General features: G+C 63.9%; 31 protein-coding genes and 2 pseudogenes. 29 read left to right on the top strand and 4 right to left on the bottom strand.

Features of this window, described 5'->3' with window-relative positions; all coding sequences use genetic code 11:
- The first annotated feature begins 3 nt into the window (after positions 1–3).
- From OKW38_RS05895 to OKW38_RS05835, 13 genes are read left to right on the top strand one after another with little or no spacing between them, the layout of a single operon-like run.
- Positions 4–591, top strand: coding sequence for a flagellar basal body L-ring protein FlgH (locus OKW38_RS05895; RefSeq protein ID WP_429360451.1), 588 nt, complete (start codon positions 4–6; stop codon positions 589–591).
- Positions 591–1,733, top strand: a complete 1,143-nt coding sequence (locus OKW38_RS05890) for a flagellar basal body P-ring protein FlgI (RefSeq protein WP_260321072.1) — start codon at positions 591–593, stop codon at positions 1,731–1,733. Before OKW38_RS05895 ends, OKW38_RS05890 begins: the two co-directional genes overlap by 1 nt.
- A 14-nt stretch (positions 1,734–1,747) precedes the next feature.
- Complete coding sequence (locus OKW38_RS05885; RefSeq protein WP_184058966.1) at positions 1,748–2,113, top strand: flagellar basal body rod protein FlgB; 366 nt, start codon at positions 1,748–1,750, stop codon at positions 2,111–2,113.
- A gap of 4 nt (positions 2,114–2,117) precedes the next feature.
- Positions 2,118–2,591, top strand: coding sequence for a flagellar basal body rod protein FlgC (flgC, locus tag OKW38_RS05880; protein ID WP_429360449.1), 474 nt, complete (start codon positions 2,118–2,120; stop codon positions 2,589–2,591).
- On the top strand, positions 2,591–2,926 hold the full coding sequence (fliE, locus tag OKW38_RS05875) for a flagellar hook-basal body complex protein FliE (RefSeq protein WP_184058971.1): 336 nt from the start codon (positions 2,591–2,593) through the stop codon (positions 2,924–2,926). Before flgC ends, fliE begins: the two co-directional genes overlap by 1 nt.
- 13 nt (positions 2,927–2,939) lie before the next feature.
- Positions 2,940–4,460 (top strand): flagellar basal-body MS-ring/collar protein FliF, encoded by a 1,521-nt coding sequence (gene fliF / locus OKW38_RS05870; RefSeq protein ID WP_429360447.1) that lies wholly within the window; start codon positions 2,940–2,942, stop codon positions 4,458–4,460.
- Positions 4,447–5,013, top strand: coding sequence for a hypothetical protein (locus OKW38_RS05865; protein WP_429360446.1), 567 nt, complete (start codon positions 4,447–4,449; stop codon positions 5,011–5,013). The genes fliF and OKW38_RS05865 overlap by 14 nt, the downstream gene beginning before the upstream one ends.
- Positions 5,010–5,735 carry a FliH/SctL family protein gene (locus OKW38_RS05860; RefSeq protein ID WP_429360444.1) on the top strand — a complete coding sequence of 242 codons (726 nt, stop codon included), beginning with the start codon at positions 5,010–5,012 and terminating at the stop codon, positions 5,733–5,735. The genes OKW38_RS05865 and OKW38_RS05860 overlap by 4 nt, the downstream gene beginning before the upstream one ends.
- Positions 5,728–7,056 carry a FliI/YscN family ATPase gene (locus OKW38_RS05855; protein WP_184058978.1) on the top strand — a complete coding sequence of 443 codons (1,329 nt, stop codon included), beginning with the start codon at positions 5,728–5,730 and terminating at the stop codon, positions 7,054–7,056. The genes OKW38_RS05860 and OKW38_RS05855 overlap by 8 nt, the downstream gene beginning before the upstream one ends.
- A gap of 10 nt (positions 7,057–7,066) precedes the next feature.
- Positions 7,067–7,519: a hypothetical protein gene (locus OKW38_RS05850; RefSeq protein WP_429360442.1), complete on the top strand. Its 453-nt coding sequence runs from the start codon at positions 7,067–7,069 to the stop codon at positions 7,517–7,519.
- The gene (locus tag OKW38_RS05845; RefSeq protein ID WP_429360441.1) at positions 7,516–8,289 is read left to right on the top strand and encodes a hypothetical protein; all 774 of its coding nucleotides are present in this window, start codon (positions 7,516–7,518) and stop codon (positions 8,287–8,289) included. Before OKW38_RS05850 ends, OKW38_RS05845 begins: the two co-directional genes overlap by 4 nt.
- The gene (locus tag OKW38_RS05840; protein ID WP_429354704.1) at positions 8,279–8,701 is read left to right on the top strand and encodes a flagellar hook assembly protein FlgD; all 423 of its coding nucleotides are present in this window, start codon (positions 8,279–8,281) and stop codon (positions 8,699–8,701) included. The genes OKW38_RS05845 and OKW38_RS05840 overlap by 11 nt, the downstream gene beginning before the upstream one ends.
- Positions 8,702–8,713: 12 nt before the next feature.
- Positions 8,714–9,907, top strand: coding sequence for a flagellar hook protein FlgE (locus tag OKW38_RS05835; protein WP_429360439.1), 1,194 nt, complete (start codon positions 8,714–8,716; stop codon positions 9,905–9,907).
- On the opposite strand, the gene OKW38_RS05830 is transcribed toward OKW38_RS05835, so the two are convergent.
- Positions 9,898–10,143 carry a hypothetical protein gene (locus OKW38_RS05830; protein WP_429360437.1) on the bottom strand — a complete coding sequence of 82 codons (246 nt, stop codon included), beginning with the start codon at positions 10,141–10,143 and terminating at the stop codon, positions 9,898–9,900. The genes OKW38_RS05835 and OKW38_RS05830 overlap by 10 nt on opposite strands.
- Between OKW38_RS05830 and OKW38_RS05825 the strand changes: the two genes are divergently transcribed.
- The 11 genes from OKW38_RS05825 to OKW38_RS05775 all read left to right on the top strand — a co-directional run bounded on the left by OKW38_RS05825 (position 10,142) and on the right by OKW38_RS05775 (position 18,333).
- Complete coding sequence (locus tag OKW38_RS05825) at positions 10,142–10,735, top strand: FliM/FliN family flagellar motor switch protein (protein WP_429360435.1); 594 nt, start codon at positions 10,142–10,144, stop codon at positions 10,733–10,735. The two genes, OKW38_RS05830 and OKW38_RS05825, sit on opposite strands and share 2 nt — an antisense overlap.
- Positions 10,736–10,767: 32 nt before the next feature.
- Complete coding sequence (gene fliN, locus OKW38_RS05820) at positions 10,768–11,061, top strand: flagellar motor switch protein FliN (protein WP_187613078.1); 294 nt, start codon at positions 10,768–10,770, stop codon at positions 11,059–11,061.
- On the top strand, positions 11,058–11,429 hold the full coding sequence (locus OKW38_RS05815; RefSeq protein ID WP_429360434.1) for a flagellar biosynthetic protein FliO: 372 nt from the start codon (positions 11,058–11,060) through the stop codon (positions 11,427–11,429). Before fliN ends, OKW38_RS05815 begins: the two co-directional genes overlap by 4 nt.
- Positions 11,426–12,229, top strand: a complete 804-nt coding sequence (gene fliP / locus OKW38_RS05810) for a flagellar type III secretion system pore protein FliP (RefSeq protein WP_429360432.1) — start codon at positions 11,426–11,428, stop codon at positions 12,227–12,229. The genes OKW38_RS05815 and fliP overlap by 4 nt, the downstream gene beginning before the upstream one ends.
- Positions 12,226–13,005: a sigma-70 family RNA polymerase sigma factor gene (locus OKW38_RS05805; RefSeq protein WP_429360430.1), complete on the top strand. Its 780-nt coding sequence runs from the start codon at positions 12,226–12,228 to the stop codon at positions 13,003–13,005. The genes fliP and OKW38_RS05805 overlap by 4 nt, the downstream gene beginning before the upstream one ends.
- Positions 13,006–13,054: 49 nt before the next feature.
- Entirely contained in the window at positions 13,055–13,591 is a 537-nt protein-coding gene (locus OKW38_RS05800; protein WP_429360428.1) for a tetratricopeptide repeat protein, read from the top strand.
- 14 nt (positions 13,592–13,605) lie between these two features.
- Positions 13,606–13,974, top strand: coding sequence for a hypothetical protein (locus OKW38_RS05795; RefSeq protein WP_429360427.1), 369 nt, complete (start codon positions 13,606–13,608; stop codon positions 13,972–13,974).
- Between the two features lie 121 nt (positions 13,975–14,095).
- Positions 14,096–14,302 (top strand): hypothetical protein, encoded by a 207-nt coding sequence (locus OKW38_RS05790; protein ID WP_090811655.1) that lies wholly within the window; start codon positions 14,096–14,098, stop codon positions 14,300–14,302.
- Positions 14,303–14,439: 137 nt separating this feature from the next.
- Complete coding sequence (locus OKW38_RS05785) at positions 14,440–16,335, top strand: FAD-binding monooxygenase (protein WP_429360425.1); 1,896 nt, start codon at positions 14,440–14,442, stop codon at positions 16,333–16,335.
- Positions 16,336–16,362: 27 nt separating this feature from the next.
- Positions 16,363–16,803, top strand: a complete 441-nt coding sequence (locus OKW38_RS05780) for a MarR family winged helix-turn-helix transcriptional regulator (protein WP_018422184.1) — start codon at positions 16,363–16,365, stop codon at positions 16,801–16,803.
- Positions 16,804–17,367: 564 nt separating this feature from the next.
- Positions 17,368–18,333 (top strand): sulfonate ABC transporter substrate-binding protein, encoded by a 966-nt coding sequence (locus OKW38_RS05775; protein WP_429360423.1) that lies wholly within the window; start codon positions 17,368–17,370, stop codon positions 18,331–18,333.
- Between the two features lie 33 nt (positions 18,334–18,366).
- Here the strand turns inward: OKW38_RS05775 and OKW38_RS05770 are convergent, their stop codons facing one another.
- Complete coding sequence (locus OKW38_RS05770) at positions 18,367–19,767, bottom strand: MFS transporter (protein ID WP_090811661.1); 1,401 nt, start codon at positions 19,765–19,767, stop codon at positions 18,367–18,369.
- A gap of 155 nt (positions 19,768–19,922) precedes the next feature.
- On the opposite strand from OKW38_RS05770, the gene OKW38_RS05765 reads away from it, so the two are divergent.
- The 5 genes and pseudogenes from OKW38_RS05765 (at position 19,923) to OKW38_RS05745 (ending at position 23,917) form a co-directional block, all read left to right on the top strand.
- Positions 19,923–20,471: a DUF488 family protein gene (locus tag OKW38_RS05765; RefSeq protein ID WP_429360421.1), complete on the top strand. Its 549-nt coding sequence runs from the start codon at positions 19,923–19,925 to the stop codon at positions 20,469–20,471.
- 93 nt (positions 20,472–20,564) lie between these two features.
- A pseudogene (locus OKW38_RS05760) lies at positions 20,565–20,675 on the top strand (uracil-DNA glycosylase family protein); the annotation flags it as partial.
- Positions 20,676–20,966: 291 nt separating this feature from the next.
- Positions 20,967–22,077, top strand: a pseudogene (locus tag OKW38_RS05755) (sugar ABC transporter substrate-binding protein).
- Entirely contained in the window at positions 22,077–23,087 is a 1,011-nt protein-coding gene (locus tag OKW38_RS05750; protein ID WP_429360419.1) for an ABC transporter permease, read from the top strand. Before OKW38_RS05755 ends, OKW38_RS05750 begins: the two are co-directional and overlap by 1 nt.
- Positions 23,087–23,917: an ATP-binding cassette domain-containing protein gene (locus OKW38_RS05745; protein WP_018422193.1), complete on the top strand. Its 831-nt coding sequence runs from the start codon at positions 23,087–23,089 to the stop codon at positions 23,915–23,917. The genes OKW38_RS05750 and OKW38_RS05745 overlap by 1 nt, the downstream gene beginning before the upstream one ends.
- 34 nt (positions 23,918–23,951) lie before the next feature.
- On the opposite strand, the gene OKW38_RS05740 is transcribed toward OKW38_RS05745, so the two are convergent.
- On the bottom strand, positions 23,952–24,134 hold the full coding sequence (locus tag OKW38_RS05740; protein WP_429360725.1) for a hypothetical protein: 183 nt from the start codon (positions 24,132–24,134) through the stop codon (positions 23,952–23,954).
- Between the two features lie 36 nt (positions 24,135–24,170).
- A complete protein-coding gene (locus OKW38_RS05735) occupies positions 24,171–25,319 on the bottom strand; it encodes a hypothetical protein (RefSeq protein WP_429360417.1) in 1,149 nt (382 codons plus the stop codon).
- Positions 25,320–25,396 lie beyond the last annotated feature (77 nt).

Below are 25,396 nucleotides of genomic sequence, written 5' to 3'. Positions count from 1 at the left end.
GTCATGCAACCCAAGATCCGTTCAACGCTGGCAACGATAGGCATCACCTGGTGCGCGCTCACGCCCACCCACGCCGCCGACCTCTTCCACAGCGACGCCTACCAGTCGCTGACCTCGGACCGCCGCGCCTCGCGCCCGGGCGACATCGTCACGATCCTCGTCTATGAGAACTCGACCGCGAGCAATACTGCGGACACGTCGACCAAAACGAACGTGGCTGTGCAGGGCAACGTGTCGACGATGTGGGCCGGCAGCAATGCTGCGCAGATCGGCCTCGGCGATAACTACGGCGGACGCGGACAGATCCAGCGCACGGGCCGTTTGCTCGCGCAGATCAGCGCGCGTGTGGAGGCGACTGAGCCGAATGGTGACCTGATCGTCGCCGGCGAACAGGCCATCGACGTCAACGGCGAAAAGACGCGCATCCATCTGCAAGGCCGCGTGCGTCCGGTCGACATCGCCGCGAACAACACAGTGCAGTCGAACCGCCTCGCGGACGCGAAGATCGACTACGTCGGCGAAGGCTTCATCACCGATCGGTCGAGACCCGGCCTCATTCCCCGCTTTCTCGCATGGTTGGGCTTATGGTAATGCGGCTCTCTTCTCGCACGATGCGGGTCATCCAGGCCGTACTGCTGCTCGTATGCGCGATGGCCGCGGGCAGCGGTCCAGCGCACGCGGCAAATGAAGTGCGCCTCAAAGACCTCGGACGCTTTCTCGGCTGGCGCGACAACATGCTCGTCGGCTACGGCATCGTGTCGGGTCTCGCGGGCTCGGGCGACACGCCGCGCAATCAGGCCACGCGTCAGGCCATGATGAACATGATGTCGCAGTTCGATCTGAATCTGACCCAGGACCAGATCCAGAGCCGCAACGTCGCCATGGTCATGATTACGGCCTCGCTGCCGCCGACCGCCAACATCGGCGACCGGATCGACATCAACGTCACGTCGATGGGCGATGCACGCAGCCTGTCGGGCGGCACGCTGATCATGACGCCGCTGCGCGGCCCCGACCGCAAGACGTACGCACTCGCGCAAGGACCGATAACGGTCGGCGGCTACCGCTTCGACGCCAACGGCAATCTGCGCCAGAAAAATCATCCGACGGTCGGTACCGTGCCGCAAGGTGCGATCGTCGAAGTACCGGTGCGCGCCGAGCTCGTCACGCAGGACGGCTATCTGAACTTCGTCCTGCGCAACGCGGATGCGACCACGGCAGAGCGCATCGCACAGCGTATCAACCAGGCGTTCGGCGCCAGCAGCGCGCGCTCGCTCGACGCGGAAACCGTCCAGATCCGCGCGCCCGGTGAAGGCAGCGCGCTCAACAGTTTCGTAGCGCGCGTGGAGACGCTCGGCGTCGTGCCCGATCAGGGCTCACGTGTCGTCATCAACGAACGCACGGGCACCGTGGTCGCCGGCGGCGACACGCACATCTCGCCGATCACGATTTCGCACGGCGACATTCGCGTGACGGTCACGACCGAATACTCGGCATCGCAACCCGAGCAGATCGGCATTGCGGGCCGCGGCGTGCGCAGCCTCGTGATCGGCAACAGCGATCTTTCCGTCGACGAACCCGGCCAGACCGTCGCCGCAACGTTCCCCTACGGCTCGGTCGGCGAACTCGTGCAAGCGCTCTCGCGCAGTCGTGTCAGCACCCGCGACGTGATCGCGATTCTCGAAGCCATCAAGGCGGCGGGCGCGTTGCACGCCGACATCATCGTTCAATAACAGGAGGAACCGCTATGACGATCAACCTCGTCGCCGCCATCGCCGGCAAGGCCCTCGACGGGCTGTTCGCACGGCAAACGGCCACCGCGCAGAACGTGGCCAACGCCGGCTCGGCGAATTTCACGCCGCTGCGGGTGTCGTTCGAGGATGCCTTGCGCGACGCCGCCGCGTTGCACCCCGGCGACACGCCGGCCAGCGTGCTCGCGCGTGTCGCGGGTGTCGCGCCCCGCATCGACGCGCCGCTGCCGCTCGCCTCGAATACCGTGCGAATCGACGACGAAATTGCTACGGCATCTGAAACCTCGGCACGCTACGCGATGCTGGCCGGCATGCTCGATCGCACGATGCAGATCGAGAAACTCGCGATAGGCGGAGGCTGAACCGATGACCGATTCCATCTTCGCGATTGCGCGCTCCGGACTCGACGTCGAGCGCCAACGCATGGAAGTCATTGCGCAGAACCTGGCCAATGCGGGCACGACGCGCACGGCAAGCGGCGCGTCTTATCAGCCGCTGCGGCTCGTATCGGGGCCGCGCCTGGCCGCAGGGGACTTCCCCAGTCTGCTCGGCAACGGCGGTACGCCCGGTGCGCACGGCGCCGCGGGACTTCCCACCACGCATGGGCTCGGGGGCGTGCAGACGTATGGCATCGAGACGGTCGACGCGCCGCCGCGCCTCGTCTACGACCCGTCGCATCCGCACGCGGACGCAAAAGGCTTCGTGTCCTACGCCGGTCTCGATCATGCCGGCGAGATGGCGCTCATGGTGCAGACGTTGCGCGTGTACGAAGCCAACACGGTGATGTTCAACGCGGCACGCTCGATGTATCTGCGTGCCCTCGAAATGGGGAGTCACTGATGAGCATCGCCGTCATCTCCGCGCTCGAACCGGGCTTTCTCGCGCCGACGTGGCAAACCGGCCTGGCGCCGTCGCTCGCGCCGCAAGTGGAGCAAGGCCTCGGCGCGACCACTCAACCCGGCTTCGGCGCTCTACTCGTCGATGGCCTGCAATCGGTCGACACGCAGGTCAGCACCGCCAATGCAGCGATCGCCGACTTCGCGCTCGGCGCGGACCTGCCGCCGCATCAAGTGATGATGGCGCTCGAACAGGCCCGCATATCGCTGCAATTCGCGTTGCAGATCCGCTCGCGCCTCGTCGAGGGCTACCAGGAACTGATGCGGATGCAACTCTGAAATGGAAGCCAGCATGTCCCGCTTCAAGTCGTTTTTTGCCGATGCGCCGCGCGAGCGGCAATTCTTGATGGTCGGCGCGCTATCACTGCTGCTGTGCGGCGCGATGGCAGCCGCGTTCTTCCTGTCACGGCCCGGCTATCAGGTCCTGTTCCGCGATCTGAAGCCGCAGGACGCGTCCGCGCTCGTGGCCGAACTCGACAAACAGAAGGTACCCTACCGGATCGACGACGAGACCTCCGCGATTCTGGTGCCCGCCGGCGATACGCGCGCACTGCGTCTGAAGCTGATGAGCAGCGATCTGCGCCTGCACGGCGCGGTCGGCTTCGAGCTGTTCAATAACTCAGATCTCGGCCTCACCGAGTTCGCGCAGAAGGTCAACTATCAGCGCGCGTTGCAAGGCGAACTCGCGCGCACGATCATGACGCTCGACGAGATCGACCTCGCGCGCGTGCATCTGACGCTGCCCGAGTCGTCGCTGTTCCGGCGCGATGCGGCGCGGCCCAAGGCCTCGGTCGCGCTGTTCATGCGCGACGGCCAGGCGCTCGCTCCCGAAACGGTGCGCGGCATCCAGCGGCTCGTGGCCGCAGCGGTGCCCGAGCTGTCCGCCAACGACGTCACTGTGCTCGATCAACGCGGCGGCGTCGCGGGCACGAAAGCCGGCGAAAACGCGATGACCGACGACCCGCATTTCACGTTGAAGCAGGCGATCGAGCAACGCTACGAACGTAAGATCCTTACGCAGATTGCGCCGCTGGTCGGCGACGGTCATGTGAGCGTCAGCGTCGACGCGGCGCTTGACTTCGCGCAGACACGCACGACGCGCGAGTCGGGTGTCACCCGGCCCAGCGCCACGCCGCCGCTACCGTCAACGAAAACCGCAAATGCGTTGCCGCCCGCTGGCACGCCACCGCTGCCCGCAATGCTCTCCGTGGAGGGGACAAAGACCGATCGCAGTCTCGAGCAGATCGTGTCGGAACCCGGTTCGATCCGCCGGCTATCAGTCGGCATCGTGCTCGACTATGCCTTGCCGCAAGACGATATGACACGCATAAACGCGATGCTGGGCGCGTCGATCGGTTTCGACGCGGCGCGCGGTGATGTGCTGTCTATCTATGTGCGTCACTCCGGCGACGCAGCGACGAGTGCGGTTGCGCAAACGACGCCCGCGAACGCCGGCGTTGCGGCACCAGTCGAGCCCGATGCGAGCGCGGATCTGGAGGCCGGCGCCACGATTCGCGACGCATCCGAACCCGTCGCATTGGCCGTCGCAAATTCCGCTGCACGCGACGCCGACGCACGGCGCGTGGAGGCTGTGGTCCAACACCTCGCGCAATGGATGGCCAGTCATCCGGCCGCCGGCGTTTGCTCTGCCCTGTTGCTCGTCGGCATCATTGGTGCGTTGCTCGTGATGCGCCGGCGTCGTGCTTCCCGTCGCTCGTCGTCACGTGCTTTGAGTCTGCATCAGCGCGAAGCCTACGTGCTGCGCTTGCGTGCGCTGCTCGCCGAAGAAGGAGAGCAGCATGGCCACGCCTGAGCGCGACGCATCGCGCGAACGTCGTCTGAGGCGCGCGGTTGCCGATCTGAGCGGGCTTGCGATCGACGATATCGAGGCGATCTGGAGCGCGCTCTCGCACGACGAGCGCGCGCGCTTGCGACCGCTGCTCGCTGACGCGGCGCGCGTCGCACCCGGAAATCTGGTGGCGGCGATGACGGCCCCGGCGACAGATGACCGCGTTGCGATTGCCAGCGACGGCCATTCGCCTGAAGACGCGCGACTCACCGCATTACGGCTTGCGCGTTTCGCCGAGACCTTGCCGCATGAACTGCTTTGCCGGTTGATGTCTTGCGTGAATGCACCGACCCGCGAGGCCGTGATCGCTGGGTTGCCGCCCGAGCGCCGCGCAATGCTCGCGCCACATGGTCGTGCATATGACATCACGGAGCGCGCGCGTACGGCGTTGCAGGCCGCGGCGCTCACAGCCAGCGCGCAACTCGGCGATATCTCTGATGATGACGGCAAGCCGCCGCAGGTCGAACCATTGCGGCTCCACCAGAAGCTTCGCCGCTGGATGGGGCGGTCCGCATGAGTCTGCTGCTGAAAGCCGCGCAGGTCACGCTGGGCAGCGGACGCAAGACGCTCGGTCGAGCCACGCTGGTTGCCGTAGCCGCCGAGCCGTCCGAACACGTGCCGGTGCAAGTTCAGCACGCTTTCCAAACCGACGCACAGATCGACGAACTCAGACGCGAACTGGCGGAACTCGCGCAAACGCATGCCGAGCAAATCCGCGACTTCGAGGAACGGGAACGCGCCGCCTATCAGCGAGGCATCGAAGAAGGCATCGAAGAAGGCATCGAAAAGGGGGTAGCGCGCGTCAAGCTCGATCACGTGCAGCGGATCGAAGCACTCGTCGCCGGTATCGACGCGGCGCTCGCTGCGTTGCGCGACCGCCTGCAAGCAGTCGAAAGCCTCGCGCTCGATGTCGCACAAGCCGCGCTGCGGAAAACCCTCGGCGACACCACTGCGTGTGCGGCGCTCGTCGTGCAAACCGCGCGCCATCATCTCGCGCAGATCGCGGCGGGGTCGGCGATCGGCGTGCGCGTGTCCGCGCAGGACTTTCCTGACGCCGATGCGCTGCGCGACGCATTCGCCACGCTCACGCGCGATACCGCACTGACGGTCGACGCCGATCCGCAATTGGCTGCCGGCGCGTGCCTGATCGATCTGACACTCGGCCGCCTCGACGTGAGCCTGCCGCGGCAGCTCTCGCATTTCAATCGCACGCTCGACGAACTTCGCGCCGATGACTGACCGTCCCTCGCTCCACCGCTATCTTGCCGCAATGCGTCAGGTCGATCCGGCGACCCGGGTTGGCGCGATCACGCGCGTAATGCCGACGTTCGTCGAAGCGGACGGACCCGGCGTGCCGCTCGGCTCGCGCTGCTCACTCGGCGCGCCGGGTCCGCAGCAATGCGAGGCGGAAGTCGTCAAGGTCGAGGTGGGCCGCGTCACGCTGGCGCCGTACACGTCGACGGCAGGGATCTGCGTTGGCGACCCGGTGTGCGCGATGCGAGTGGGAGCAACGATCCCCGTTGGGCCACGCTGGCTCGGACGCGTCGTCGATCCCCTGGGCCGGCCGCTCGACGGCGGTGCACCGCTTCCCGCGAACGACGCCTCATGGCCGCTCGCCGGCGTCTGCACGCCGCCGCTCGATCGCCTCTCGCCGGTCGAGCCGCTGGAGACCGGCATTCGCGCGCTCGACGGCCTGCTAACGCTTGGCGTCGGCCAGCGCGTGGGCATTTTTGCGGGCAGCGGCGTCGGCAAAACGACCCTGCTCGCGAGCCTCGCGCGCCACGTCGAAGCCGACGTCTGCGTGCTGTGCCTCGTCGGCGAGCGGGGCCGCGAAGCGGAGGAGTTCTGGCAGCGTGCGCTGTCCGACAGCGCGCGCGCCCGCTCCACGATGGTGGTCGCAACCTCCGACCAGCCTGCCGTGATGCGCGCCCGCAGCGTGCAGGTGGCGCTGTCGCTCGCCGAGTATTTTCGTGCGCAGGGCGCGCACGTGCTGCTGCTTCTCGATTCGGTCACGCGCTATGCGCTCGCGCTGCGCGAGATCGGCCTCGCCGCCGGCGAGCCGCCGACCGTTCGCGCGTACACACCGGGCGTGTTCGCCGCGCTGCCGAAAATCGTCGAGCGGTGCGGCGCAATCAGGAACAGTGGCGCGATCACCGCGCTGATGACCGTGCTCACCGAGACCGACGACATCGACGATCCGATGGCCGAGACGATGCGCGCGCTGCTGGACGGCCATATCGTGTTGACGCGCGAACTCGCCGAACAGGGTCACTACCCGGCGATTCAGGTGCCGAGAAGCATTAGCCGCGTGATGCAGTACGTCGCTGAGCCCAACGAACGGCGGCTCGCCGCCGAAGCCGTCGCGCAGCTTGCAGCGTACGAAGCGTCGCGCACGCTCGTCGAATCGGGGCTTTACGCGCCAGGCAGCAACCCGGCGCTCGATCGCGCGCTGCAACAGCGCGCCGCGCTAATCGATTTTCTGCGTCAGGCCCCTGATGCGACGACGCCGCGCGCGACGACCATCAACGCGCTCGCTGCTTTGCTTCGGGAAGTTGCATGACGAGTCATTCATGAAAAAACGCCACCCGTTTGAAACGGCACGAGAGATCGCCGACTTGCGTCGACTGCAACTGGAACGCGCGCGCCTGGATACCGTGCGAGTCATTCAACTCCATCAGCGCAGCCACGCACGCGAACAATCGCTTTGTGCAAGCCTCGACGCCCATGTCGCGCAATGGCGCGACGCGTTGCAGGCGCCGGGCGGCTTGTCGCCTGCGCTCGCGGCCAATTGGGCAGGCGCGCTCGCCTCGGCTCGCGCCGCCCATCTGCACGCGCAACAGGACACACGCGATGCCGCAAGCCGTGTCGAACGACAGCGCGCAGTGCTGGCGCGCCACGAACAGCAAACCGAGCACGCTTGCGGCGTGGCCGCCAGGGTCGAGCGGCAATTCGAACTTCAGCGCGACGAGCAGCGTGCGAGCCGGATCGAGGACATGTATCTGTCGCGGGAGGAGCGCCAATGAAGCTCACCGTATTTCCAACGTGGCGCAATGCGCCGATGTCCACAGCAAGTTCGCCCACGCCCGATGCCAGGCATGCGGCGTTCGATCAGGTATTGCGGGTGATGGAGAAAGTCATGTGGTCGGGCGCGAAGGCCGGCGCGTTGAACGAAGATCCTACGCCCGCACGACAGCGACGCACGCCAGCGGAACGTTACGACAACGCGCCGGCATTCGACGCCCGCTCCTATGCTCGCGATAGGTCCGTTGACCATGCGAGCGAGCCGCGCGGCTGTGCATCGGCGAGATCCGCTCGCATCGATGCCGAATCGCATGCGCGCGACACCGAGCCTGCGCTCCCTGACCACGATGGCGCTCACGCCGGGCACGTCACCAGGTCGCCGGTCACGGTCGCCAGTTCGTCTTTCTCAGCATCGGGCAGCACTGTTCACGACGCACTGTCGCGCGAACAGGCCATACCGTACAGGGCCGCTGGTATCACTTCGTCCGCCGCATCGATCGCCTCACGAGCCGCTAAGGCCGCTAATACCGAGAGCGGCGCCAGCGCCGGGAGCGCGCCAACGCCCTATTGTCTGACCGTGATGACTGGCGAAGCCGGCGTGTCGATCGCATTACGCATCAACCATGCGATCACGAACGCGGACGAACCCGACGCCCGCGCCCAGCGCGCCCTCGACGAGCTGCGCCGCGCCGTACCGCGCGCCGTGCGAGTCGTCGTCAACGGCGTCGAACACTTTCCGACTACATCGCAAGGCATCGCTCATGGCCACTAATCCGATCAGCTCGAGCAGCGACGTCGGCAACCGCATCGATTCGATCGGTCTCGACATGCAATCGCTGCTTCAGATCATCCTGACGCAGCTCACCTATCAGGACCCGCTAAAGCCGGTCGACAACTTCGAGTTCGTGTCGCAGCTCGCGCAGTTCACGTCGCTCGAACAGACACGCCAGATCACGGACAAGATCGACGACCTGCTGTCGGTCCAGTCAGCCACGCAGACGCTCGGCCTGCTCGGCCGCAACGTCGACGTGCAGACCGACACGGCGCTGCTGAGCGGCATCGTGAAGAGCGTGTCGTTCAAGGATTCTCAGCCGCAATTGACGATCGAAACCGAGAGCGGCGAATTTCTGACGAACGCCAATATTTCGCAGATCGTCGCAGTGCGCCAGACGAGTGGTTCTTAAAGGAGAGTTTCCATGCTGGAAAGCATTTACATCGGCATGAGCGGGTTGACGGCGTACGCGAAGGGCCTGCAAACCATCAGCAATAACGTCGCGAACCTGAACACCGCGGGCTTCAAGACCTCGACGCCGGGGTTCGCCGATCTGTATTACGGCCAGCAGTTTGCGCGGGGCGAACCAGGCGCGATGAACACGATGCAATTCGGCAGCGGCGTCGAGTACGGTTACTCGTCGTTGAATTTCGCGCAGGGTGATCTGCGCGTGAGTAACGGCCAGCTCGATCTTGCAATTCAGGGCAAGGGCTTTCTGACGCTGCTCGACGGTGACACCGCACGTTACGCCCGCACCGGTCAGTTCGCGGTCGGCAACGACGGCTTTATCGAGGACAAGGCGACGGGATTGAAACTCGCGGCCTTGACCGCATCGGGCAGCCTCGGTCCGATTTCGCTCGCCGGCAAACAGATCAGCCCACCGCAGGCGACGACGGTGATCAGGTTTTCCGACAATCTGTCGACGGGTTCGACCAGCTTCTCGATTCCGGACGTTGACGTCTTTGACGCGAACGGCGGCAAGCACACGCTGACAATCGCGTTCGCGCCCGATTCGAGCATCGTCCCCGGGCGCTGGCAGGTGACCGTCTCCGACGAAAACAACATACCGGTCCAGCAGGGCACGCTGCAGTTCAACGGTGGTATTCCCGAGCCCGGACGCGACCGGATCGACTTCACGCTGACTTCCGCCGACGCGCCGCCGCTCACCGTCACACTCGATTTCTCGACCGGCGTCACCGGCTTCTCCGCCGGCAGCTTCTCGAGCCTGCGTGTGTCGGACAAGGACGGCTACGGGACCGGTACGTTGTCGTCGATGAACGTCGACGTCGATGGGCGACTGGTGCTGCAATACTCGAACGGACAAACCGATGAGCTCGGCACGATCGCGCTCGCGAGCTTTGCGAATCCGCAGCAACTGGTGCAACAGGGGAATGGTCTATTCGATGCGTCGCACGCGTCGCCGCCGCAATATCGCACCAGCAATGGCGCGGGCGTTGGGCAACTGCTCGCGGGCGCGACCGAGGCGTCGAACGTCGATCTATCGACGGAGTTTGGTCAACTGATCCTGATTCAGCGCGGCTTTCAGGCTTCGTCGCAGGTTATCAGTACCGCCAACGAAATGATCATGCAGCTGTTCCAGATGCGAGGTCAGGGATGAGCGTCGTGCCAATCCGCTGGCGGCCGCTCGGCGCGCGCGATCTCGCAGCCGGCGCGGCGTGGTTTGCGCGCGCAATCGATCCGTGGCGGCAGGCGTGGCTGGCCGCGCCCGAGCTCACTGTCGAAGCCGTGGACTTGCTCGATCCCGTTCGACAGCGCGCCGCCTTCGGGCCAATGCGAGTCGTGGTCAATCGGCGACAACGTCTGGCTATTCACCGAGCCTCGGCAGATCGACATGCTGGTCAACGAGACGCTCGATCTGCCGAAGACGTTCGCCCTGACCGACGACGCCCGCGCGCCCCTGCTCGCGGACGTCGGCAAGCAGCTAGTCGACGAACTGCTCGATGCGATCGGTGCGGCGTTATCTCCAGGGCAACAGTCCGCTGCCCGCGTCCGCACGACAAGAAACACCGATACACCACGTCTTCGTTTTGGCGGCGCCTGCTTCCGAATACGGAACACGAGCGGCGAGACCGTCTTGACGCTCGTCTGCGGCGCGCCGGCGCTGTGGTCGTGTTTGCCCGTCAGCAAGCCGACGGTTCATGGAGCGAACTCACCGGCCACCACGCGTCGCAGCACGGCCGTCGAATCGAGCCGCGTATCGCTCTGGGCGATGCTCGGGCAGTGCGAACTGAGCGTGCCGCAACTGGCCACGCTCGCCGTTGGCGACGTCATCCGACTCGACCAGACGATTTCCGAGCCGATCCCGTTGCTGTTGGCGCAGTCCGATTGCGGACGACTCCCCCCCATCGCCGCCGGCACGCCTGGACAACACGGCGGCAAATTATCCATTCAACTGACTTCGATAGCCGGGCCCGATACCCCATGACTCTGAGTACCCCACCCACCCGACCGCTAGTCATGCGTGTCGATCTTCCCGAACAAGAACCCGTCTTCGACGACCGCAACACGACACGCCCGCAGCTGGCGCTGCTCGAAGAAGTGAAGGTCACCGTCGATATCCGCCTCGGCTCAGCCGAGATGTCGATCAAGGAACTGCTGGCGCTGCAATCCGGCGCTGTGGTCGAACTCGATCGTCATCTCGGCGATGCCGTCGACGTGTTGCTCAACGACAAGAGCGTTGCGCGCGCCGAGATCGTCGCGCTTGGTGAGCAGTTCGGCATTCGAATCACTGAAATTTCGACGCACCCATGACCGTTTCAACCCCGGCCTCATGGCTGCAAGGCGCAAGTGACGCGACCGCAGGCCAACATGCGTTATCGGCAACCGGCCTCGCACTCGCGGGGGTCGACGTCATGCGCGTCGGCATCACACTCATGTGTTGCATCGCGCTTGGTATCGTTGCGATTCTGCTTTTGCGGCGAAGCCATCGGGTCGGCGCGTGCGGTTCGTCGTCGAGCCTCACGCCGCGGATCACCGCAGCCGCATCGCTGCGTCTGGGCCCGCGCACGACGCTTCATCTGATCGAATACGATAGCCGCGTCGTCCTGCTCGCCTCGGATACAACCGGTGTCAAGCTGCTGGACGCGCGCGATCGAGGTGACGGAGCGCGCGAAGCATGATGCAACGAAGTCGGTTTCACGCGTGGCGCTGGCTGATTGCGCTGCTGCCAGGAGTCTTCTGCCTGTATGCCGGATTCGTCGACGCTGCGCCCATCGCGCCAATCGCGCACAGCGGTGACGCAGGCATGCTGTCGCTCTCCGGTTCCGCATCCGGAGTCATCGCGGACAGTAAGGGCGTATCTGAAACGGTACGCATTGCGACGCTGCTCACGCTACTCAGTGTCGCCCCTGCACTGATCGTGTCGATGACGGCATTCGTCCGCATCGTGATCGTGCTGGCGATGATCCGGCACGCGTTTGGCATGCCGGAAACGCCGCCGACACCCGTGCTGATCAGCCTCGCGCTGTTCCTGACGGCATTCGCCATGCTGCCGGCGCTGCAGGTGATCAATCACGACGCGCTGCAGCCATTCATGCACGGCCAGATCGACCTCGCTCACGCTCTCGACAGCAGTACCGCGCCGATTCGCGATTTCATGCTGCGCCAGGTGCGCGAGGATGAGCTAAGGCTGATGTACGAGATGTCGCAACAGGCACTGCCGCAGACGCCGGCCGACGTCAGCCTGGTGCAGTTGACGCCCGCGTTCATCCTCAACGAATTACGCGTTGCGTTTCAGATCGGCTTCGTGATCCTGCTGCCGTTCCTGCTGATCGACCTCGTCGTGTCGAGCGTGCTGCTGTCGCTCGGTATGCTGATGGTGCCGCCCGCAACGATCTCATTGCCGCTCAAAGTGCTGATGTTCGTGCTGGTGGACGGCTGGAGCCTCGTGTTGCGCGGCGTGCTGAGTAGCTTCAAATGAACTTGCCGGCGAAGTATGCGAATGCCGACGAGACCCACGGTGACGCCGCGGCGTCCGCATTGGAGGAGAGCCTATGGGCAGCGCTACGCGACGAAAGCGGTCCGCAAGCGCGCGAAGCCGTATTCGCGCACTTTCTGCCCTACGCACAGGCGCTCGCGGCGCAACTATACGCAGGCCGGCACCGCGACGACGTCGAGTTCAAGGACTTTCTGCAACTTGCCTGCGTCGGTCTGCTCGAAGCAATCGACCGCTTCGAATCCGGGCGCGGCGTGTCGTTTCGCACCTTCTGCACCCCGCGCCTCAGAGGCAACGTTTTGACCGGCGTACAGCGCCTGAGCGATGCGCAGGAACAAATCGCGCTGCGCAAACGGATACGGCGCGAGCGTGTTGCATCACTAGAAGCGCCCGCTCGCACGAGCAAGCAGTCCGATACGTTCCAGGCTCTCGCGACGCTCGCCGCGGGCCTTGCGATCGGCTTCATGCTCGACGGTACCGGCATCGTCGAGGAATCCGCCGCACAGGCCGCGCCGTATGCAACCGCTTATCAAATCATCGCCTGGAGGCAGACAACGGAGAAACTGCATTCGGCCGTTGCACGATTATCCACGCGCGAGCAGAAGATTATCCGCTACCATTATTTTCATGGACTGGGATTCGAGCAAATCGCCGACATTTTCGGCGTAACCAAGGGCCGCATCTCACAGTTGCATCGCGGTGCGCTGCTCGATCTGCGCAACCTGCTCGGCAATACCCAGCATCTGCATATCACTGGCTAGAACTATGACTCATGAACACGATTCTCCTACGCACTGCAACGATGGCGTCATGTCGTCCGTCCTCTCCGCGATGCAGGGCACCGATGAACATGCGCTCGATGTGCTGAACGAGACGCTCGCTGGCTGGCCGCTCGATGCACGCCTGTGGTTCCTGCGCGGCTCGGTGTACGCCAACCAGGGTCGACACGGCGAAGCGCGTACTGATTTCGTTCAGGCGTTGACGCTCGTGCCGGATCTTCACGTCGCCCGCTTCATGCTGGGGCTTCTCGAACTGCAAAACGGGCTCGTCGCGCAGGCGTCGCAAAGCTGGTTGCCACTCGATCGCCTGGCTGAGTACGACGCACTGCGCGTGCTCAAAGATGGGCTGCTGAGGTTTGCCGACGATCAGTTCGATGACGCGCTCGACAAGCTCAATCTCGGCATGGAGCTCAATCGGCAGTATCCGTTGATCAACGCCTATGTCGGCGCGCTGATCGCGACATTGACTGCCGAGGCCGAGCCTGCGGATCAGGCGAAAGAAGGCTCCACGGCGCAACACGACCATCTGCTGCTGTCGGGCTATCAGAACAATCAGACCCGTCACTGATTCGCGGCCGCGCCATGGACCCCATTTCGACGCTCAATCAGGCAATGCAGGTGCTACGGCAACAACTCGCCGAAAAGGAGCGGCGGGGCGAACGGACGGCCTCCGGCCGCAAGGGGGCATCTTCCATGCAGCCTGGCGGACCGCCGTCGACTGCCGAAGGTCTGCCTGATGCGATTCGAACGCGGATCGACACGTTACGCGCGGCAGGTGTCGACGACGAGCGGCAGTTCTTTCGTGCCGTGGTCGACCTGCTGTTGCTGCGCGAGTTCGGCGAAGAAATGGCCAACGATCCCTCTTTCCAGCAGATGAGCGAATGGGTCAGCGAGTGCCTGTCCGAACAGCTCGACACGCGTCATGTGCTGCGCGAGGTCATCCGTGATTAACGACGTGCATCGCTGACGCTGAGTTTCTGGGTGCCATTGCCGAGGACGACACTGTCGACGTGGTGGCAGAAGACGGCTGGACTGAATCTTGCGTCTCCTCAATGATTGGAGGAACACGATCATGACCAGACTACTCTTTGCAATCATCGTGGCAGTCGGCCTGGCGGGCTGCGTCGTCGCCCCGCCGCCGCCCAGCTCTGGCTACGGTTATGAGCCAGCGCCCGCCTATGGCTATGCCCCCGGGTATTACGTCGCGCCCTCCGTGAGCCTCGGCATCGGCATTGGCGGCTACTGGGGTGACCATGGGGGCCATTGGCACGGTCATTGAAACAGCCGTTCCCGAAAGTTCACGAGCGCTCTACCGAACCAGGGTAAACATCCATCCTCCCACGAAGTACTTCAAAATGGTTGGGGTACGGAGTATATTCGCGTTCAGCAGATATCTACTGAACGGAGGAGGACGTCATGCAATTTCATCTCAACGGTTTCCGGGTCGGCGATCCGACGATCGAGCCAGTCATCGGCAATGCGCATGCGGCGCAGATGCCCGAGACGGTCGACGTGCTGATCGTCGGCAGCGGCCCTGCCGGACTCGTACTGGCGGCGCAGCTGTCGCAATTCCCGTCGATCGGCACGCGCGTCGTCGAGCGTCGCGACGGACCGTTGCAGATGGGTCAGGCCGATGGCGTGGCGTGCCGTACCGTCGAGATGTTCAATGCGTTCGGCCTCAGTGACCGCCTGCTGCAAGAAGCCTATTGGGTCAATGAAACAGTATTCTGGCGACCCGATGCAAATGACCGCGGCGCGATCAGTCGTACCGGCCGAGTTCAGGATACCGAAACAGGCCTTTCGGAATTTCCGCACGTCATCGTCAATCAGGCCCGCATCCAGGAATATCTGCTCGACGTGATGCGCCGCTCCGCGCGACGGATCGAACCGGACTACGGCCTCGAAGTGGTCGACGTTCAGCGCGACGATACGCACGAATACCCGGTGCTGGTCACGCTGCGCCATACCGATCCTGCGCGGCTCGACGAGACGATGTCCGTGCGTGCGCGCTATGTCGTCGGTTGCGACGGCGCTCGCAGCCGCGTACGCACCGCCATCGGACAAACGCTGCGCGGTGACGCGGCCAACCATGCGTGGGGCGTGATGGATGCGCTGGCGGTCAGCGACTTTCCGGACATCCGGCTGAAAGCGGCGATTCAGTCCGCGAGCAGGGGCAACCTGCTGATCATTCCGCGTGAAGGCGGATATCTGGTCCGCTTCTACGTCGACCTCGGCGACGTCACCCCGGAGAACCGCGACAGCATCAAGCAGATCACGGTCGATCGCATCATCGAGACGGCGCAGCGCATCCTCCATCCCTATACGCTCGACGTAAAAGAAGTGGCGTGGTTCTCGGTCTATGAGGTCGGGCAGCGCCTCACCGACCGCTTCGACGATGCCATCGCCGCCGACGGCACTTCGCGCGAGCCTCGCGTGTTCATCGCGGGCGACGCCTGCCACACGCATAGCGCCAAAGCGGGTCAGGGCATGAACGTGTCGATGCAGGACGGCTTCAATCTCGGCTGGAAGCTCGGCGCGGTGCTGGAGGGCCGCAGCGACGCCGCTCTGTTGCGCACGTATTCGGACGAGCGCCAACCTATTGCGCAGGAGCTGATCGATTTCGACAAGGAATGGTCGGCGATGATGGCCGCGCCGCCGAAGGATCCGAACCGGCCCGAGGCGGGCGGCGTCGATCCCGCGGAGCTTCAGGCGTACTTCGTTCGCGCTGGCCGCTACACGGCTGGCGTCGCAACGCGTTACCGGCCGGCCACCCTGACCGGTGAAGCGACGCATCAGGCGCTCGCCAAAGGCTTTGCGATCGGTACGCGCTTTCACTCGTCGCCTGTCGTTCGCCTCGCTGATGCAAAACCGTTCCATCTAGGGCATGCCGCGCAAGCGGACGGCCGCTGGCGCCTGTACGCTTTCGCGGACGCGTCGCGTCGTGCGCTGGATGCGCTGTGCGAGCATCTCGACAAGTCGCCCGATTCCGTTTTGAGGCTCTTCACGCCGAAGGACGCCGACGTGGACAGCGTTCTCGATCTGCGCGCGGTGCTGCAACAGCCGCATCGCGAAGTCCGCCTCGAAGACGTCCCCGCCCTCCTGCTGCCGCGCAAGGGTCGCCACGGCCTCATCGACTACGAAAAGGCATTTACGAGCGACGCGACGACTGATATCTTCGACGAGCGCGGCATCGATCGCGAACAAGGTGCACTCGTCGTGGTACGTCCCGATCAATACGTGGCCCATGTTCTCCCATTGAATGCGTATGCGGAGTTGAACGCCTTCTTTCGGCCCATCTTTCGCGTGCGTTAAACCACAACGAAACCCAAACCTCCGAAATTGCCGATCAAACCCGAAGACGCCGGCGCGCTCCCCAAATTTACTGGCAGCCTGGTGCGCCGTGCCCAACAGCGCCATGCAGCGGTCTGGCTGAGCGAGGTTTCCGCGGAGATCACGAGCGTGCAGTACGCGGCGCTCGAGGTCTTGCACGAGACGCCTGGCGTCAGTCAGCGGCAACTCGGAGACAAACTCGACGTGGATCGTTCGACGATTGCCGATCTCGTTGCACGCATGGTGCGCAACGGCCAGATCGAGCGCGCCGACGATCCTGTCGACAAGCGCAGTTATGTGCTGTTTCTCACCACTGCCGGTAAGAAGCAGCTCTCGGCCTTGCGTCCGCGCGTCGAGCAGGTCGAGCGCATTCTCACTGAAAGGCTGACGGCAAGCGAATTGGCGCAGTTGCGCCGGCTGCTTTCGGCACTGTTGCCGCCGCGGGCTTGATGCGCTTGCTTCTGAAGACCGCCTGCCGTCGCGGTCTGCCAGACAGCGCCTCCATTTCGGCTCCCATAGCCCCCTCCCCGCCGCCTGGTTAGAACCGGGTGCCTTTCCAGAACAAATGACGGACGACGCATGCGAGCCCGCACGTCTGTTCCGGCACGCAACCTGAAACGAAAACCGCGCCAGCGGACATTCGCACGATCCGGCGTCCGCCAACCCCGCTGCGGCTCGCTTCATGCCAGCGCGGCGATCGCGCTTGGCTTATTCCAGCAGCGCCATGCACGTCGTACCGCCGCTTACGCTCAAGCGCGATAACGATAGCGCTCGATATTATTTGTGCACTAACGAGCGCCTCTCTACGATCTCCGGACCTACACTTCGATCTCTTTTCAAAACATGGCTACGACAGAAGCGATCCTGACCGTTTATCACGGCGCCACGCTGCCGGCATGGGATGGCGCGCCCCAGCACTAACCTGACGCACGAACAACGCGCGACTCACGCCGCGGCGCTTCGGCCGCCGCGCATCCTGCCTTCTTCATCGCCCTCCTGATCGTATCGTCCGTCATGTCCATTAACAGAACGCTCCACGACCGTCGCACCTTCCTGAAACTTTCGCTCGGCGCCGCAGCGGCCGCGGCAGCACCGCTTTCGTTCGCGCAAGGCAACGCGCGCACGCTGCGCGTCGGCAATCAGAAGGGTTACCTGAATCTGCTGAAGGGCCGCGGCACCCTCGAAAAACGGCTCGCGCCGCTGCACGTATCGGTTACATGGACCGAGTTCGCTGCGGGCCCCGTGCAACTGGAAGCACTGAACGTCGGCTCGATCGATTTCGGCGACGTCGGCGAAGCACCGCCGATCTTCGCACAGGCCGCCGGCGCACCGTTGGCCTATGTGGCGGCGACCGTCAAGCGGCCGCGGTCGGAAGCGGTGCTGGTGCCGCCGCAATCGACGATCCGCTCGGTCGCGGACCTGAAGGGCAAACGGATCGCGCTCAACAAAGGCAGCAACGTCCACTACTTTCTCGTCAAACTACTGCGCCAGCATGGCCTGCAATACGGCGACGTAAAGCTCGTGTTCCTCGCGCCCGCCGATGCACGCGCCGCGTTCGAGCGGGCGTCGATCGACGCGTGGGTCATCTGGGATCCTTTCTTCGCCGCGGCGGAGCAATCGCTCGGCGCTCGCGTGATTGCCGATGCAAGCGGCGTAGTCGGCAATCGGGCGTTCTACTTCTCGTCGCAGAGTTATGCGGCGAACAATCCCGACGTGGTCCGGATCCTGATCGAAGAACTCGACAAGGTCGATCAGTGGGGCAAGCAGAACAAGGATCAGCTCGCCAGCGAACTCGCGCAGCTATGGGGTCTGCCGAAGCAGGTCGTGGACGTGGCGGTGCAGCGTCAGCAGTTCGGCACGCAGCCGATTACCCGTGCGATTCTCGGCGAGCAGCAACAGATCGCCGATACGTTCCTCGATCTCGGCCTGATTCCGAAGCACGTCGACGTGCTGAAGGCGGCGCCTTCGAATCTCGCGTAGGCGTATGGGCGGCGCAACGACGCCGCAGCCGCGTCAACGCTCGGAGACCGGCCGCGTTGGCGTAGCCTGCTGTTCCGGCGGGGCGTCGCTGTGCTCCGTCATACGCCGCACCGAACTCACGCCGGCCGCGATCAACGCGAGCGCCGCGGCAATGCCGGCAATCAACGTGAGGTGCCGGCCATGCACGAGTCCGAACACGATTGACACCGCCACCGCGCCGCTCGACTGGCCGAGCAGACGACCCATCGATTGCAGGCCGGACGCGCCGCCGCTGCGATGCCGCGGCGCACTGCCGATGATCACGCGGTTGTTCGGCGACTGAAAGATACCGAAGCCGAGGCCGCAGACCGCGAGCCGCCACACGATGTCGAAACGCGTCGCCGTCTCGCCGAGCTGGCAGAGCATCGCGAGTCCGCACCCGAACACGACGAGCCCGACGCTGCTGATGCGTCCCGGCGCCCACCGATCGGACAGCCGGCCCGCGACCGGTGCGATCAACGCGGTCACGAGCGGCCACGGCGTCAGCAGAATGCCGGTCTGTGTTTCCGACAGCTTCAGCGTCTGCTCGAAGTAGAACGGCAGCATGATGTACGCCATCGTCTGCGCCGCGAACGAGAAGATCGACGTCGCCATCGACAATGAAAACACCGGCATGCGCAGCAGGTCGATGGGCAGCATCGGGGTCGCGAGCCGGCTTTCGCGTCGCACGAACAGCACGCCGGCCACCAGGGCGATCGCGACCATCACGGCGCCGCGCTGCGTCGCGCCCGCCTGGTTGAATGCCGCGAGACCGGAGATCAGCAGGCCGAATGTGAGCGCGTTGAGCAGGACGCTCAGGCCGCTCAGGCGAGCCCCCGAGGTCGGCGTCGCGGGCAACGTGCGCGCGCCGATCGACAGCGCCAGCACGCCGAGCGGCACGTTGACGAGGAACAGCCACTGCCAGTGCGCGACCGCCAGAATCGCCGACGCGATACTCGGCCCCGCCGCCGCCGAAACGGCCACCACCAGCGACGAATAGCCGACGCCGACGCCAAGCCGTGCCTTCGGGAAGACGAAGCGCACCAGCGCGATATTCACGCTCATGATGCCGGCCGCGCCGAAGCCCTGAAACACGCGAGCGACCGCAAGCACCAGCAGCGTGTGCGCATTCGCGCAGGCGAACGACGCCAGCGTGAAAAGTGCGAGTCCGTAGCAGTAGACCCGTTTGTAGCCGAGGCTGTCCCCGAGCACCGCGAGCGGCAGCAAGGACACCGTGATCGCCAGCTGATACGCGTTGACGACCCAGATCGCGCTTGCGGGCGATACCGCGAGGTCGTTGCTGATGGTGGGCAGCGCGACGTTGACGATCGAGGTGTCGAGCACCGACATCGTCATCGCGATGGCGATCGCGATGTACGCAAACGCACGTTGGGGATTGGGCAGGCCGTCGGTCATGGTGCAAGCGGGTCGAAAGAAAATGCGCGGGCGCCGTCGCGGGTGCATTGTTGTAACTCCGACTCGTACCTGAATCGGGACACAGTTGACGTTACTGCGCCGCACGTTGTAAGTCTGTAGGGATCGACGCCGCTATCAGCGCCGGCGAAGCACACATGGAAACGAAACGCCCTTTTTTCACGATCGGCCACTCGACGCGTCCGTTGCAGGAATTCGTCGACTTACTGAAAGGCGAGCAGATCGCCTTGCTCGTCGACGTGCGCAGCATCCCGCGCTCGCGGACCAACCCGCAGTTCAATCGCGACACGCTGCCCGCCTCGCTCGCACCGGAACATATCGACTACATGCATCTCGCCGCGCTCGGCGGACGCCGCAGCAGGCGCAAGGTTGACGCGCCGTCGCCGAATGCGTACTGGACGCATCCGGCCTTTCGCAACTATGCCGACTATGCAATGAGCGCCGCGTTTCGCGAGGGACTGGCGCAACTTCTGACGCTCGGTCATCGGCAGCGCTGCGCGATCATGTGCTCGGAGGCGGTCTGGTGGCGCTGCCACCGGCGTATCATTACGGACTATCTGCTGATGCACGATGAAACCGTGCTGCACATCATGGACGCACATCACACGAACGCCGCCACGATGACACCGGGCGCCGAGCCCCAGGCCGACGGCACGCTGATCTATCCGGCTCAGGCGCAGAACTGAGCCGACTCACGACACGACTGCGCACCAGTCACCTCGCACCGCTTTATGGCTGTTACCACCAAACGTCCGTCGAAACTCGACATGTCGCTCGATCCGTCGCCGCGCAATATCGCGTGGTTCAAGCGCAATGCCTGGTTCGAGGGCGCGGTGCTGCCGACGTTGCGCGAGCACGTGGCGACGGTGTTGGCGGGCGGCGAGCTTTGAGCGCCGCGCACCCATCCGCGCGATCGGCCGCTCGTGGTAAACACGCATCCTGACCCGGCGTCCCAATCTTCGGAACGGTTACGGGTATACATGGATTAGGAGTCGCTACCGCACTGCACTAACATTTTTCCGGTACCGCACGGCTCGTATCGAGCGCTTCCGAATCGGGGTTGCACGTCCCACGCCAAACTCTCGCGCTGCCCCGCGAACTCCCGGTGCCGTCCAGCATCTGCACGCAATCGACGCAACGTCGACCACATCGACCAATGAAGACAAGAACCGGAGGATCAGATGGCACAGCAACGGGATGACGATCAGAAAAACAGCGGCAACGGTTTCAGCACGGCGCGGCGGGGGCTGATGCAGGGCGCGGGACTCGGCGCAGCGCTTTCGCTGATGGGCGCGCTAGGCGGCGCGGGCGGTCTGATCGGCACCGCGCAGGCAGCGCAGAAGGCTTTTCCGTCGCACAAGAAGTGGAGGATCGTGTTCGTCAATCACGTCACCACCAACCCGTTCTTCGTGCCCACGCAGTACGGCATTCAGGATGCCTGCTCGCTACTCGACATGGATTATCAGTGGACCGGCTCGGCCACTTCGGACGCGGGCGAAATGGTCCGCGCCGTGAACTCGGCGATTGCCGCGAAGGCCGACGCCATCGCGGTGCCGATCGTCGATCCGAGCGCTTTCGACAAGCCCATCCTGGCCGCGCTCGACGCCGGAATTCCGGTGTTCGCGTACAACGCCGACGCGCCGCGCGGCAAGAAGAATCCGCGCCTCGCGTATATCGGCCAGGACCTGTATCTGTCGGGCTACCAGATGGGCGAGCGCATCGTCAGTCTGATCGACAGCGGCATGGTCGGGCTGTTCATCGCCACGCCGGGGGCAGCTCAACATCCAGCCGCGTCTGGACGGTGCGAGCGACGCCATCAAGAAGTCCGGCAAGAAGATCGACATCCAGACCGTGGCCACGGGCGCGACCGTCAACGAGGAGCTGTCGAAGATCAAGGCGTTCTACCTGGGCCACCAGGACCTGAAAGGCATGTTCGCGGTGGATGCGGGCAGCACGCAGGGCGTCGCGCAGGTGATGAAAGAGTCGAACCTGCCGTCCAAAGGCGTGCACGGCGGCGGCTTCGACCTGCTGCCGAGCACGATCCAGCTGATCCACGAAGGTTTCCTCGACTTCACCATCGATCAGCAGCCCTACGTCCAGGGTTTCTATACGGTGATGGAGGCGTTCGTGTTCCTCAGCTCCGGCGGCCTCGTCGGCCCGGCCGACATCAACACCGGCCTGAAATTCGTGACGAAGGATAACGTCGAGCCGTACCTGAATACCTCGACGCGCTATGAAGGCAAGACCGACAAGGAGCAAATCGTTCCGAGATCCGGCGCAATCAAGTCCTGATGAATACAGTGAACGAAACCAGCAATACCGAAGCGGTCCGCGCGTCCCGGCGCGCGGGCGTTTCCTTCGCGTCTCAATGGGCGGCCGAGCTGCGCATCCTGCTCGTGGCCGTGCTGCTGGCCGCCTACTTCGAATTCGCGAACCACGATTTCCTGCTCACCAACGCGAGCCTCGTCAACCTGTCGCAGTTCATCGCGCCGGTGGCGATCATCGCGTTCGGCGAAATCATGTTGATGATCGGCGGCGACATCGATCTGTCGGCGGGCATGGTGTTCGCGTTCGCGCCATTCGTGATGGTGTTCGCGAATGACGCGGGCGCGCCGATGTGGCTGGCCGTGATCGCGGGGCTCATGGCCGCGGGAATCGTCGGCTTCGTGAACGGGGCGGTGTCGGTTTGGCTGCGGCTGCCCTCGTTCGTTACGACGCTCGGCACGCTCTTTCTGATCAACGGTATCACGCTCACGATCTCGCGCGGCACGCCCGCCGCCACGCCGGGATCGCCCACCTTCGCCGCGTTCATGGGCGCGTGGGGCTACAGCGAGATCATCTGGACCCTGGTGATCGCGGCCGCGATGCACGTGCTGTTGCGACATACACGCTGGGGCCTGCATACGCAGGCCGCGGGCGCGAATCCGCTCGGCGCGAGCGAGGCCGGCATACATGTGAAGCGACTGCGCCTCGGCAACTTCGTCCTCGCCGCGGTGCTGGCGGGCTTCACCGGCATGCTCGAAGCCTTTCGCATTACCTCGATCGACCCGCAGGCCGGCGGCAACCAGATCATGTTCCTTGCCGTGGCCGCCGCCGTGATCGGCGGCACGCCGCTCACGGGCGGCTCGGGCACCATCGTGGGCGGCCTCATCGGCGCAGCGGTGCTCGGTATTCTGAACGACGGCTTTACACTGATCGGTATCAACGCGTTTACGTTCAACATCATTCTTGGCGCCGCGATTCTGGCGGCGATGATCTTCAACATCCACGTCGGGCGCATTCGCCGCAAGGGTGGACGATGATGGACCAATCGCAAACCTCCTCCGCGGGCGCCAATGCCACGGCCGCTGCGCGCAGCGCGCCGAACGCCCCGCTCGCGCTGCGCGGCGACAGCCTCGTCAAACGCTTCGGCGCGGTGACGGCGCTCGATGGCGTCTCGCTCACGCTCGGCAAGGGCGAGATCCTCGGCATACTCGGCGACAACGGCGCGGGCAAGTCCACGCTCGTGAAGATCCTCACGGGCTTTCATCAGCAAACGAGCGGCACGCTCCACATCGACGGCGAGGAGACGCTGTTGCGCTCGGTCGATCACGCGCGTTCGCTCGGCATCGAATGCGTGTATCAGGATCTCGCGCTCGCGAATTCGCTGAGTATTTACCACAACATGTTCCTGAACCGCGAAATCGTGCGGCGCGGGCCGTTCAGGCTGCTCGACCACAAACGGATGCGCGAGCGCGCGGCGCAATGCCTCGACGATATCGGCGTGCACGTGCCTTCGGTGGATTTGCCCGTGGAGCGTCTTTCGGGCGGCCAGCGCCAGGCGATCGCCGTGGCGCGCGCCGTGCATTCGAACGCGAAAATCCTGTTGCTCGACGAACCGCTCGCCGCGATGGGCGCGCGCGAGGCGGGACTCATCATCGACCTACTGATGCGCTTGAAGGAAAAAGGCGGCCTCTCGATCATCATGATCATGCACAACTATGCGCAGACGCTCGATATCGCGGATCGCATCATGTTGATGCAGCGAGGGCGCGTGACCTACGAGCAACAGAGCGCGCTGACTTCGGTGGCGGAGCTGATGGACATCGTGCAGCGGGAATACCGGGCCATGCGCGCCGGCGGCGCACAGTGAGCCCGCCACGGCCCGCGACACCGCGCAACTCAGATCAGAAATCGATCTTCGCGTTCACGCTGACCATGCGCGGATCGCCCGGCGCGATGTAGTCCGAGTACTGGAACATCCAGTAGCGGCGATTCGTGATGTTGTCGATCGCCACGTGCGGCGTCACGTCATACCCACCGATGCGCGTCAGATAGTTCGCCCCGATGTTTACGATCATGTGCTTCATCGACGGCCTACTGAATCAGCGGACCGTCATTGCGATTCAGGAGGCGCTGCGATGCTTCGACAATGTGGACTGGTGATGGGCGCCGTCGTTCACTCGCGACGCACTCTGCGCCGATACCGTTATGTGTTCATCGTACGAGAGCCGCAGGACGAAAAACATGATCATCGGCGACACCGGCGAAAGATGCCGCAGAAATGACCCGTAGTCCGGCTCGAAAATAGCTTGCGTTGACAGGAAACTGACCAGAAAACAAAAACAAAGCGTCTCGAATCGGCCCACCGGAAATAGCGCCGCCGCGGAGCGATAACGCATAAACACCATCGCAAAAGTGAAAAACACGCCAATGCCGCCCAGCATTTGCAGCGGAGAACCCGACGTAATCAACCGCACCGGCAAAACGAAGGTCGCCAGCGTGATGGCGACGTTCGCCACGCCAATGAACATACCACTGCCTGGAATGAACTGTACGATCATCGACCCCACCTCCTCCGGGTCCCGCCACTCATTGGCGTTCTGCCTTGCGAAATCCAGTGATTCGCCATAGGCCTTCTGGAACACGAAGGCGACCATCACAAACATGGCCAGCGCGAAAAAGATCAATGAAACCGGCCTTCTGAAGCCGTTTGGCGCGATATAAAGAAACACGGTTGCGGCCAGTGTAATGCCCCAGTACGATCTGAAGTACACGGCTACGAGCGCTGCCAGGACGACAAACAAAACCAATATCGCACGCGACGAGCTGTAAAACAGCATCAAAAGAACCAGAACCGAAATGATGATTTCTTTCGATGGAACGCCGATGTAGACGGTCTGATTGGCGAGCCAGAAGGCAACCAGAAAGAACTCGGCCGGCTTTAGCGAAGTGACACCGGAACGCCAGACGGCGACAAACATGCCGATAGTCGATGCGAGAAATCCTATCAAAGAAATGGAGAAACTCCGGAGACCGAAGAAGTTGAACAGCCACGCGAGATTGTCAAATGAGTCGCCAAACGCCCTGAAAGCCGTGACGGTCTTCATCCGGTCGAAGATCACTAGTTCATCCAACAGAAAACGCGCCGGCAACGTGCTCTGGTGAAACGCGGAGATCGCATAAAGTGCGATGAACAGAATGAACCAGACCACGGCCGACACGCCTGGACTCGCATTCCTGCCGATGATGCCGGGGAGTTTTACAATGCGCATTCTCTTTCCCTGAACAAGTGAGCGACTCGCCTCGCGGTGGAGGAGCTAAACTTGCAGCGTCGCCGATTTTTGAGCGC

Origin of the sequence: Paraburkholderia sp. MM5496-R1 (assembly GCF_050436205.1) — a bacterium.
Lineage (GTDB): Bacteria > Pseudomonadota > Gammaproteobacteria > Burkholderiales > Burkholderiaceae > Paraburkholderia > Paraburkholderia tuberum.
Note: the sequence above shows the minus strand (reverse complement) of the source record. Positions and strands in the feature narration are given on the sequence as shown.

What these genes read in the sequence shown, in the direction of transcription:
- OKW38_RS05885 (WP_184058966.1), top strand. Translation starts at nt 1,748, where the DNA reads ATGACGATCAACCTCGTCGCCGCCATCGCCGGCAAGGCCCTCGACGGG.
- OKW38_RS05840 (WP_429354704.1), top strand. Translation starts at nt 8,279, where the DNA reads ATGGCCACTAATCCGATCAGCTCGAGCAGCGACGTCGGCAACCGCATC.
- fliF (WP_429360447.1), top strand. Translation starts at nt 2,940, where the DNA reads ATGTCCCGCTTCAAGTCGTTTTTTGCCGATGCGCCGCGCGAGCGGCAA.
- OKW38_RS05745 (WP_018422193.1), top strand. Translation starts at nt 23,087, where the DNA reads ATGGACCAATCGCAAACCTCCTCCGCGGGCGCCAATGCCACGGCCGCT.
- OKW38_RS05775 (WP_429360423.1), top strand. Translation starts at nt 17,368, where the DNA reads ATGTCCATTAACAGAACGCTCCACGACCGTCGCACCTTCCTGAAACTT.
- OKW38_RS05890 (WP_260321072.1), top strand. Translation starts at nt 591, where the DNA reads ATGCGGCTCTCTTCTCGCACGATGCGGGTCATCCAGGCCGTACTGCTG.
- fliE (WP_184058971.1), top strand. Translation starts at nt 2,591, where the DNA reads ATGAGCATCGCCGTCATCTCCGCGCTCGAACCGGGCTTTCTCGCGCCG.
- OKW38_RS05895 (WP_429360451.1), top strand. Translation starts at nt 4, where the DNA reads ATGCAACCCAAGATCCGTTCAACGCTGGCAACGATAGGCATCACCTGG.
- flgC (WP_429360449.1), top strand. Translation starts at nt 2,118, where the DNA reads ATGACCGATTCCATCTTCGCGATTGCGCGCTCCGGACTCGACGTCGAG.
- OKW38_RS05795 (WP_429360427.1), top strand. Translation starts at nt 13,606, where the DNA reads ATGGACCCCATTTCGACGCTCAATCAGGCAATGCAGGTGCTACGGCAA.
- OKW38_RS05740 (WP_429360725.1), bottom strand. Translation starts at nt 24,134, where the DNA reads ATGAAGCACATGATCGTAAACATCGGGGCGAACTATCTGACGCGCATC.
- OKW38_RS05825 (WP_429360435.1), top strand. Translation starts at nt 10,142, where the DNA reads ATGCTGGTCAACGAGACGCTCGATCTGCCGAAGACGTTCGCCCTGACC.
- OKW38_RS05865 (WP_429360446.1), top strand. Translation starts at nt 4,447, where the DNA reads ATGGCCACGCCTGAGCGCGACGCATCGCGCGAACGTCGTCTGAGGCGC.
- fliP (WP_429360432.1), top strand. Translation starts at nt 11,426, where the DNA reads ATGATGCAACGAAGTCGGTTTCACGCGTGGCGCTGGCTGATTGCGCTG.
- OKW38_RS05855 (WP_184058978.1), top strand. Translation starts at nt 5,728, where the DNA reads ATGACTGACCGTCCCTCGCTCCACCGCTATCTTGCCGCAATGCGTCAG.
- OKW38_RS05850 (WP_429360442.1), top strand. Translation starts at nt 7,067, where the DNA reads ATGAAAAAACGCCACCCGTTTGAAACGGCACGAGAGATCGCCGACTTG.
- OKW38_RS05845 (WP_429360441.1), top strand. Translation starts at nt 7,516, where the DNA reads ATGAAGCTCACCGTATTTCCAACGTGGCGCAATGCGCCGATGTCCACA.
- OKW38_RS05735 (WP_429360417.1), bottom strand. Translation starts at nt 25,319, where the DNA reads ATGCGCATTGTAAAACTCCCCGGCATCATCGGCAGGAATGCGAGTCCA.
- OKW38_RS05835 (WP_429360439.1), top strand. Translation starts at nt 8,714, where the DNA reads ATGCTGGAAAGCATTTACATCGGCATGAGCGGGTTGACGGCGTACGCG.
- fliN (WP_187613078.1), top strand. Translation starts at nt 10,768, where the DNA reads ATGCGTGTCGATCTTCCCGAACAAGAACCCGTCTTCGACGACCGCAAC.
- OKW38_RS05815 (WP_429360434.1), top strand. Translation starts at nt 11,058, where the DNA reads ATGACCGTTTCAACCCCGGCCTCATGGCTGCAAGGCGCAAGTGACGCG.
- OKW38_RS05750 (WP_429360419.1), top strand. Translation starts at nt 22,077, where the DNA reads ATGAATACAGTGAACGAAACCAGCAATACCGAAGCGGTCCGCGCGTCC.
- OKW38_RS05770 (WP_090811661.1), bottom strand. Translation starts at nt 19,767, where the DNA reads ATGACCGACGGCCTGCCCAATCCCCAACGTGCGTTTGCGTACATCGCG.
- OKW38_RS05860 (WP_429360444.1), top strand. Translation starts at nt 5,010, where the DNA reads ATGAGTCTGCTGCTGAAAGCCGCGCAGGTCACGCTGGGCAGCGGACGC.
- OKW38_RS05765 (WP_429360421.1), top strand. Translation starts at nt 19,923, where the DNA reads ATGGAAACGAAACGCCCTTTTTTCACGATCGGCCACTCGACGCGTCCG.
- OKW38_RS05805 (WP_429360430.1), top strand. Translation starts at nt 12,226, where the DNA reads ATGAACTTGCCGGCGAAGTATGCGAATGCCGACGAGACCCACGGTGAC.
- OKW38_RS05800 (WP_429360428.1), top strand. Translation starts at nt 13,055, where the DNA reads ATGTCGTCCGTCCTCTCCGCGATGCAGGGCACCGATGAACATGCGCTC.
- OKW38_RS05830 (WP_429360437.1), bottom strand. Translation starts at nt 10,143, where the DNA reads ATGTCGATCTGCCGAGGCTCGGTGAATAGCCAGACGTTGTCGCCGATT.
- OKW38_RS05785 (WP_429360425.1), top strand. Translation starts at nt 14,440, where the DNA reads ATGCAATTTCATCTCAACGGTTTCCGGGTCGGCGATCCGACGATCGAG.
- OKW38_RS05790 (WP_090811655.1), top strand. Translation starts at nt 14,096, where the DNA reads ATGACCAGACTACTCTTTGCAATCATCGTGGCAGTCGGCCTGGCGGGC.